At 62.7% G+C, this 7,174-nt stretch carries 8 protein-coding genes; 5 read left to right on the top strand and 3 right to left on the bottom strand.

The genetic code is table 11. From position 1 onward, the window contains the following. The first annotated feature begins 2 nt into the window (after positions 1-2). From A2J01_RS28500 to tuf, 5 genes are all read left to right on the top strand, one after another. Positions 3-464: a DUF3558 domain-containing protein gene (locus tag A2J01_RS28500; RefSeq protein ID WP_064114068.1), complete on the top strand. Its 462-nt coding sequence runs from the start codon at positions 3-5 to the stop codon at positions 462-464. A gap of 409 nt (positions 465-873) precedes the next feature. Next, positions 874-1,248 (top strand): 30S ribosomal protein S12, encoded by a 375-nt coding sequence (gene rpsL / locus A2J01_RS28495; protein ID WP_003941908.1) that lies wholly within the window; start codon positions 874-876, stop codon positions 1,246-1,248. Beyond that, positions 1,248-1,718, top strand: coding sequence for a 30S ribosomal protein S7 (rpsG, locus tag A2J01_RS28490; RefSeq protein WP_003941856.1), 471 nt, complete (start codon positions 1,248-1,250; stop codon positions 1,716-1,718). The genes rpsL and rpsG overlap by 1 nt, the downstream gene beginning before the upstream one ends. Positions 1,719-1,918: 200 nt before the next feature. Then, positions 1,919-4,021 (top strand): elongation factor G, encoded by a 2,103-nt coding sequence (fusA, locus tag A2J01_RS28485; protein WP_007728394.1) that lies wholly within the window; start codon positions 1,919-1,921, stop codon positions 4,019-4,021. A gap of 125 nt (positions 4,022-4,146) precedes the next feature. After that, a complete protein-coding gene (tuf, locus tag A2J01_RS28480; RefSeq protein WP_003941926.1) occupies positions 4,147-5,337 on the top strand; it encodes an elongation factor Tu in 1,191 nt (396 codons plus the stop codon). A gap of 136 nt (positions 5,338-5,473) precedes the next feature. Here the strand turns inward: tuf and A2J01_RS28475 are convergent, their stop codons facing one another. From A2J01_RS28475 to A2J01_RS28465, 3 genes are read right to left on the bottom strand one after another with little or no spacing between them, the layout of a single operon-like run. Next, complete coding sequence (locus tag A2J01_RS28475; RefSeq protein WP_003942084.1) at positions 5,474-6,037, bottom strand: hypothetical protein; 564 nt, start codon at positions 6,035-6,037, stop codon at positions 5,474-5,476. Continuing rightward, positions 6,034-7,008, bottom strand: a complete 975-nt coding sequence (locus A2J01_RS28470; RefSeq protein ID WP_007728390.1) for an Asp23/Gls24 family envelope stress response protein — start codon at positions 7,006-7,008, stop codon at positions 6,034-6,036. Before A2J01_RS28470 ends, A2J01_RS28475 begins: the two co-directional genes overlap by 4 nt. Continuing rightward, positions 6,995-7,174, bottom strand: a complete 180-nt coding sequence (locus tag A2J01_RS28465; protein WP_003942043.1) for a hypothetical protein — start codon at positions 7,172-7,174, stop codon at positions 6,995-6,997. Before A2J01_RS28465 ends, A2J01_RS28470 begins: the two co-directional genes overlap by 14 nt.

The raw sequence follows: 7,174 nt of genomic DNA, 5'->3' as shown, positions 1-7,174 counted from the left end.
CGGTGGTCACCGGGACTCCTCGTGCGGAGGGCAGCTACGGCGGTAGTGACAGCCAGGAATTCGCGAACGTCCTCCAAGAATGCGAAGCCGTCACCGACGAGCAGATCGCCGGTGCCGTGGGTGCCGACGCCGTCGGGCGTGGGTTCTTCGGCGCTATCTGCCGTTGGGACGGCATCGGAGCCGCGGGTCCGATCAAGATCACCTTCAACTGGTTCGAGACGGGCACCCTCGATCACGAGCGCGCTGCATTCGAGCATCTGGGATACGTGGTGGCGAAAATCGACATCAACGGCAGTGGCGGGTACCAGGTTCGCCAGCCGGCCGATCCGCAGAGCTGCGGGGTGAGCGCGAGCGCACCGGCCGGGGGAGTGTTCGGTTGGTGGGTCACCGAGCCGCAAGGCGGCGCGGATCCGTGCGAGGCTGCGGCAAAGCTCGGCGCGTTGACGTTGAACCGCAGCATCTGATCGCGACCGGTCCGGCTGCGTGGTCTGAGTGTGCAGCCAGAGTCTCTGGTCAGAGCGTGAGGTCACTATCACCGTGGCCTCGCTTTGACCTCGTGGCGCGCCGACAGGTATCGTTATGGGTCGTGTCCGGCATGCCCGGGCCGATCTGTGTGCCTAGCTAGGTATTGCCGTGCGCGCGTTCGAGCAGAAACTGCTGATGAACGAGCATCCGGCTGCCTGTGTGGGGGTATGCGACACGCCCGACCTCGGGGGCAGTGCGCGGCATGAAAGTGCTGAGTACAGACTCTGAGGTGGGTGAGGAGCAGCAGCTCTCTTGCTCCAACTGCTAGATCCCTAATTTCAGAACAGCCACGTTTTCGAACGGCCCGAGTTCGCTCGAGCAGTCTGTTCGTCACAAGAAAGCCGGTAAATGCCAACCATCAACCAGCTGGTCCGCAAGGGTCGCCGCGACAAGACCGCCAAGGTCAAGACGGCAGCCCTCAAGGGCAGCCCGCAGCGTCGTGGCGTGTGCACTCGCGTGTACACCACCACCCCCAAGAAGCCGAACTCCGCGCTCCGTAAGGTCGCACGTGTTCGCCTCACGACTTCGGTCGAGGTCACCGCGTACATCCCCGGTGAAGGTCACAACCTTCAGGAGCACTCCATGGTGCTCGTCCGTGGCGGTCGTGTGAAGGACCTCCCGGGTGTCCGTTACAAGATCATCCGCGGCTCCCTCGACACCCAGGGTGTCAAGGGTCGCAAGCAGGCACGCAGCCGCTACGGCGCCAAGAAGGAGAAGAGCTAATGCCACGTAAGGGCCCCGCTCCGAAGCGCCCGCTCATCAACGACCCGGTTTACGGTTCCCCGTTGGTGACGCAGCTCGTCAACAAGATCCTGCTGGACGGCAAGAAGTCCACCGCAGAGCGAATCGTGTACCAGGCTCTCGAGCAGGCACGCGAGAAGACCGGCACCGATCCGGTCGTCACCCTCAAGCGCGCCCTGGACAACGTCAAGCCTGCACTCGAGGTTCGTAGCCGCCGCGTCGGTGGCGCTACCTACCAGGTGCCGGTCGAGGTTCGCCCCGGTCGTTCCACCACGCTGGCACTGCGCTGGCTGGTCACCTTCTCGCGTGCACGTCGTGAGAAGACCATGGTCGAGCGTCTCGCCAACGAGCTCCTCGATGCCAGCAATGGCCTCGGTGCAGCTGTGAAGCGTCGCGAAGACACTCACAAGATGGCCGAAGCCAACAAGGCATTCGCCCACTACCGCTGGTGATGTAAAGCGTCGGAGCAACTGCCATCGGGTGGGGCTCCGACGCTTGTCGCCGTTGGCGGCCTGATCATCGCGACGGATTCCGGACGCAGGTGGCCAGGTTCGCCTCGGCAGAGACATAATTGAAAGACCATGGCCCTGACGGTGGAACACACCGATAAGGCCGACACCCGAAAACCAAGCAACGAGCGGGGAAGAAACCTGTGGCACAGGAAGTGCTGACTGACCTGAACAAGGTCCGCAACATCGGCATCATGGCGCACATCGATGCCGGCAAGACCACCACCACCGAGCGCATCCTGTTCTACACCGGTGTCAATTACAAGATCGGTGAGACGCACGACGGTGCGTCGACGACGGACTGGATGGAGCAGGAGAAGGAACGCGGCATCACGATCACGTCTGCCGCCGTGACTTGCTTCTGGAACAACAACCAGATCAACATCATCGACACCCCCGGCCACGTCGACTTCACGGTCGAGGTGGAGCGGTCGCTGCGCGTGCTCGACGGCGCAGTTGCTGTCTTCGACGGTAAAGAGGGTGTCGAGCCGCAGTCCGAGCAGGTTTGGCGTCAGGCTGCCAAGTACGACGTTCCGCGCATCTGCTTCGTCAACAAGATGGACAAGATGGGCGCGGACTTCTACTTCACAGTCCAGACCATCATCGACCGCTTGGGCGCGAAGCCGCTCGTTCTCCAGCTGCCCATCGGCGCTGAGGACGACTTCGACGGCGTCGTCGACCTGGTCGAGATGAAGGCCATCACCTGGCGCGGCGTGGTCCCGACGGGAACCGCTCCGACCATCGAGGAGATCCCCGCGGATCTCGTCGAGAAGGCTGCCGAGTACCGCGAGAAGCTGCTCGAGACGGTTGCAGAGTCCGACGAAGCTCTCATGGAGAAGTACTTCGGCGGCGAAGAGCTCACCATCGAGGAGATCAAGGGCGCCATCCGCAAGATGACGGTCGCCTCCGAGCTGTACCCGGTTCTCTGTGGCTCTGCGTTCAAGAACAAGGGCGTTCAGCCCATGCTCGACGCTGTCATCGACTACCTTCCGAACCCGCTGGACATCGGCGAGGTCATCGGCCACAAGCTCGGTGACGAAGAAGTAGAGATCACTCGCAAGCCGAGCAAGGACGAGCCGTTCTCGGCTCTCGCCTTCAAGATCGCTGCTCACCCGTTCTTCGGCAAGCTGACCTTCGTCCGCGTGTACTCGGGTCGTATCGATCCGGGTGCTCAGGTGCTCAACGCAACCAAGGGCAAGAAGGAGCGCATCGGAAAGCTCTTCCAGATGCACGCCAACAAGGAGAACCCGGTAGACGAGGCCGTAGCCGGCCACATCTACGCAATGATCGGCCTCAAGGACACCACCACCGGTGACACCTTGTGCGATCAGGCGAGCCCCATCGTCCTCGAGTCGATGTCGTTCCCCGCGCCGGTCATCCAGGTCTCCATCGAGCCCAAGACCAAGTCCGACCAGGAAAAGCTGGGCGTCGCGATCCAGAAGCTCGCCGAAGAGGACCCGACCTTCTCGGTCGAGCTCGACGAAGAGACCGGTCAGACCGTCATCGGCGGTATGGGCGAGCTCCACCTCGACATCCTCGTCGACCGCATGCGTCGCGAGTTCAAGGTCGAGGCGAACGTCGGTAAGCCGCAGGTTGCGTACCGCGAGACCATCACCAAGAAGGTCGAGAAGCACGACTACACCCACAAGAAGCAGACGGGTGGCTCGGGCCAGTTCGCAAAGGTCATCATCGCTCTGGAGCCTTTCGTGGGCGAAGACGGTGCTACCTACGAGTTCGAGAACAAGGTCTCCGGCGGACGTATCCCGCGCGAGTACATCCCCTCCGTGGATGCCGGTGCGCAGGACGCGATGCAGTACGGTGTTCTCGCCGGCTACCCGCTCGTGAACCTGAAGCTGTCGCTGCTCGATGGTGCTTACCACGACGTCGACTCCTCGGAAATGGCGTTCAAGGTTGCCGGTTCGCAGGCACTGAAGGAAGCCGCCCGCAAGGCCGGCCCCGTCATTCTCGAGCCGCTCATGGCTGTCGAGGTCACAACGCCCGAGGAGTACATGGGCGACGTGATCGGCGACCTCAACTCCCGCCGTGGCCAGATCCAGGCCATGGAGGAACGCAGTGGTGCCCGTGTCGTGAAGGCGCTGGTTCCGCTCTCGGAGATGTTCGGTTACATCGGTGACCTGCGGTCGAAGACCCAGGGCCGAGCGAACTTCTCCATGGTGTTCGATTCCTACGCAGAGGTTCCCGCGAACGTCTCGAAGGAAATCATCGCCAAGGCGACGGGCGAGTAAGCACAGCGAGCTCCCCAGCCCGCGTCGGCAAGTAACCTCGGTTTCTTCCGGCACGAAGCACGACCTAGTAACAACCAACCGCACTGCTGCATACGGCAAGCAACAACAGTCCAGGAGGACACAAAGTGGCGAAGGCGAAGTTCGAGCGGACGAAGCCGCACGTGAACATCGGCACCATTGGTCACGTCGACCACGGCAAGACCACGACGACGGCGGCCATCACCAAGGTTCTCGCGGATGCATTCCCCGACCTGAACGAGGCTTCGGCCTTCGATCAGATCGACAAGGCTCCCGAGGAAAAGGCTCGTGGCATCACGATCAACATCTCGCATGTTGAGTACCAGACGGAAAAGCGCCACTACGCGCACGTCGATGCACCGGGTCACGCCGACTACATCAAGAACATGATCACCGGCGCAGCTCAGATGGACGGCGCTATTCTCGTCGTCGCAGCTACCGACGGCCCGATGCCCCAGACGCGCGAGCATGTCCTGCTCGCTCGCCAGGTTGGCGTTCCTTACATCCTCGTCGCCCTGAACAAGGCCGACATGGTTGACGACGACGAGATCCTCGAGCTCGTCGAGATGGAGGTCCGCGAACTGCTGGCCGCTCAGGAATTCGACGAGGAAGCCCCCGTCATTCCGATCTCGGCACTCAAGGCACTCGAGGGTGACCCGAAGTGGACGCAGTCCATTCTCGACCTGATGGCTGCTGTCGACGAGTCCATCCCGGACCCGATTCGTGAGACCGAGAAGCCCTTCCTCATGCCTGTCGAGGACGTCTTCACGATCACCGGCCGTGGCACCGTTGTCACCGGTCGTATCGAGCGTGGCGTTGTCAACGTCAACGAAGAGGTCGAGATCGTCGGCATCAAGGAAACCTCGACCAAGACCACGGTCACGGGTATCGAGATGTTCCGCAAGCTGCTCGACTCGGGCCAGGCCGGCGACAACGTCGGACTGCTCGTTCGTGGCATCAAGCGCGAAGATGTCGAGCGTGGACAGGTTGTCGTCAAGCCGGGCACCACGACTCCCCACACGGAGTTCGAGGGCCAGGCATACATCCTGTCGAAGGACGAGGGCGGCCGCCACACCCCGTTCTTCAACAACTACCGCCCGCAGTTCTACTTCCGTACCACGGACGTTACGGGCGTCGTGACGCTGCCTGAGGGCACCGAGATGGTCATGCCCGGTGACAACACCGAGATGTCCGTCAAGCTGATCCAGCCTGTCGCCATGGACGAGGGCCTGCGCTTCGCAATTCGCGAAGGCGGCCGTACGGTCGGCGCCGGCAAGGTTGCCAAGATCATCAAGTGAGACTCTTGTCTCGCTAGCTGATTCACAGCACTGAAAAGGCGCTCATTCCCTTCGGGGAGTGAGCGCCTTTTCTGTGTCTGTGATCGAGTGGCCTGTGATCGAGTGTTCGGTGATCGGGTGCCTGCGTGCTCCTTACTTACTTGTTGGCTTCCACCCGGTCGAGGTGCAGCAGAACCTGTACTGCGACGGTTGAGCCGTCGAGGCTGCGCCTGGTTGCGCCGGCGATGCGTTCGGCCGAAGCGGTGAATCCGGCGACGTCGATCGACGGATCTGCAGTGACGACAATCGACAGCGTCGGCAGTCCGCGATCGACCGTCGCTTTGCTCTTGGTGCTCCGCACGCCGGTCAGCTGAGCGAGCTCGGCCGCTACGCCGTCTGCGACGGGTCCGAGATCCACGCTGACGTCGGTACCGGATTCGTTGTGCCGCAATGTGACTGCGCTTGTGCGGCGCCGGCGAAGGTTCAGGTACAACAGCCCGAAACCGGCGAAGACACAGAGGACGAAGGTGCCCGACAGTACCCAGTGCCACCACGGCTCCTCCGGAAGGCCGAAGAGGACCTCCCGATCGAGGCGTGACACCCAGGTTCGAATCAGCGACGCGCCCGCGTCCCACGCGATGGCGTATGCGCCCGCCGCGAGGAGTGCGATTCCGACGATGAGGACGATGATCCGATCGACCGCGGAGATCCAACGGTTCACGAGGCGTCCTTTCGTCGTACTACAGTTTCTCGCACGACAACCGAAAGTTGCAGTGGCCGCTGCAGTATCGCGAGGTGGGGCCGAACCGCCGCGTCGACGGCTGCGGCAAGTTCAGCTCGATCGCCACCGGTCGATTCGATGTGAACCTTGACGTGTTTACGGTCGACGCTGGTGTGAGCCGAGCCGACGCCGGGAACGACCGCTGCGTGGCTACTGCACAGACGTGCAATGTCAGTCGGCCGCATCCACACCGTCGATGCGCTCGGGTTCCCGAGTGGGACATGGGTTTTCGCACGGCGTTTGATCGCCGACATTATCAGGACAACACCCGCCACAACGGCAGCGATCGCCACCGGAAGCAGCCACGGTTGCCAGTGCAGACGAGACGTCCACTCCACGGAGTTTCGGATCCAGGGTGCCGATTCGAAAGTTCCACGGTTGATGAACCATTCGCGCGAGACGACGAAGGCGAGTGCGAGTAGACCACACGCGATGACGACGGCCGAAACTGCGGCCGCCGGGTTCGCAGAGGGGACACGCGGCGGAATCGGATCCGAGAGTGCCTGCTGTGCCGGGCCCTCCGCGATCTCGACGCCGGAAACACAGGAGTCGTCAGAACCCTCGGTTGCCGCGATCATCACGTTCATGTCGTGGAGTGGAAGCCCGGTCAGCGATTCGACGCTGCGACCGACTTCCGTTCGCACCCGGCCGGTCAACTCGGTGACCGAACACGGCCAGGACACGGCGAGGAAGAGATTGATGGCGACGGCGTCGCTACCCATCGAGATGTCGGCTCGCGGAAGGTCGCGTCCTGTCAGGCGAGTCAAGCCACCGGACTGGCGGACCACCCCCGGGACGTTCACCGCTGCGGCCGTGGCGATCTTGGCCATCGCACGGTCCTTGATGACCAAGGAGCCGCGTAGGCCAGGATCGTCCGCTGCGCTGGGATCGGACGGCTCAGCCACGGCCACGGCTTCGGAGGATCGCGCCGAGGTCGAGATGTCCGTCGCGGTGTGCTCCGATCGCCATACCGGCGGCGCCGAGCAGGACTGCGAAGACGAAACCGCTGAACCCACCCATGATTCCGGCGAGTGCGAGGAGCAGACCGACCAGCAGTCCGACGGTGGTGCTGTTCAT

Origin of the sequence: Rhodococcus sp. EPR-134 (genome assembly GCF_001647205.1) — a bacterium.
GTDB classification, from domain to species: Bacteria; Actinomycetota; Actinomycetes; order Mycobacteriales; family Mycobacteriaceae; genus Rhodococcus_F; species Rhodococcus_F qingshengii.
The sequence above is the reverse complement of the archived record's forward strand: the minus strand, read 5'-3'. Positions and strand labels throughout refer to the sequence as shown.

Coding starts and splice junctions, on each gene's coding strand:
- A2J01_RS28465 (WP_003942043.1), bottom strand. CDS start 7,174: ATGAACAGCACCACCGTCGGACTGCTGGTCGGTCTGCTCCTCGCACTC.
- rpsG (WP_003941856.1), top strand. CDS start 1,248: ATGCCACGTAAGGGCCCCGCTCCGAAGCGCCCGCTCATCAACGACCCG.
- rpsL (WP_003941908.1), top strand. CDS start 874: ATGCCAACCATCAACCAGCTGGTCCGCAAGGGTCGCCGCGACAAGACC.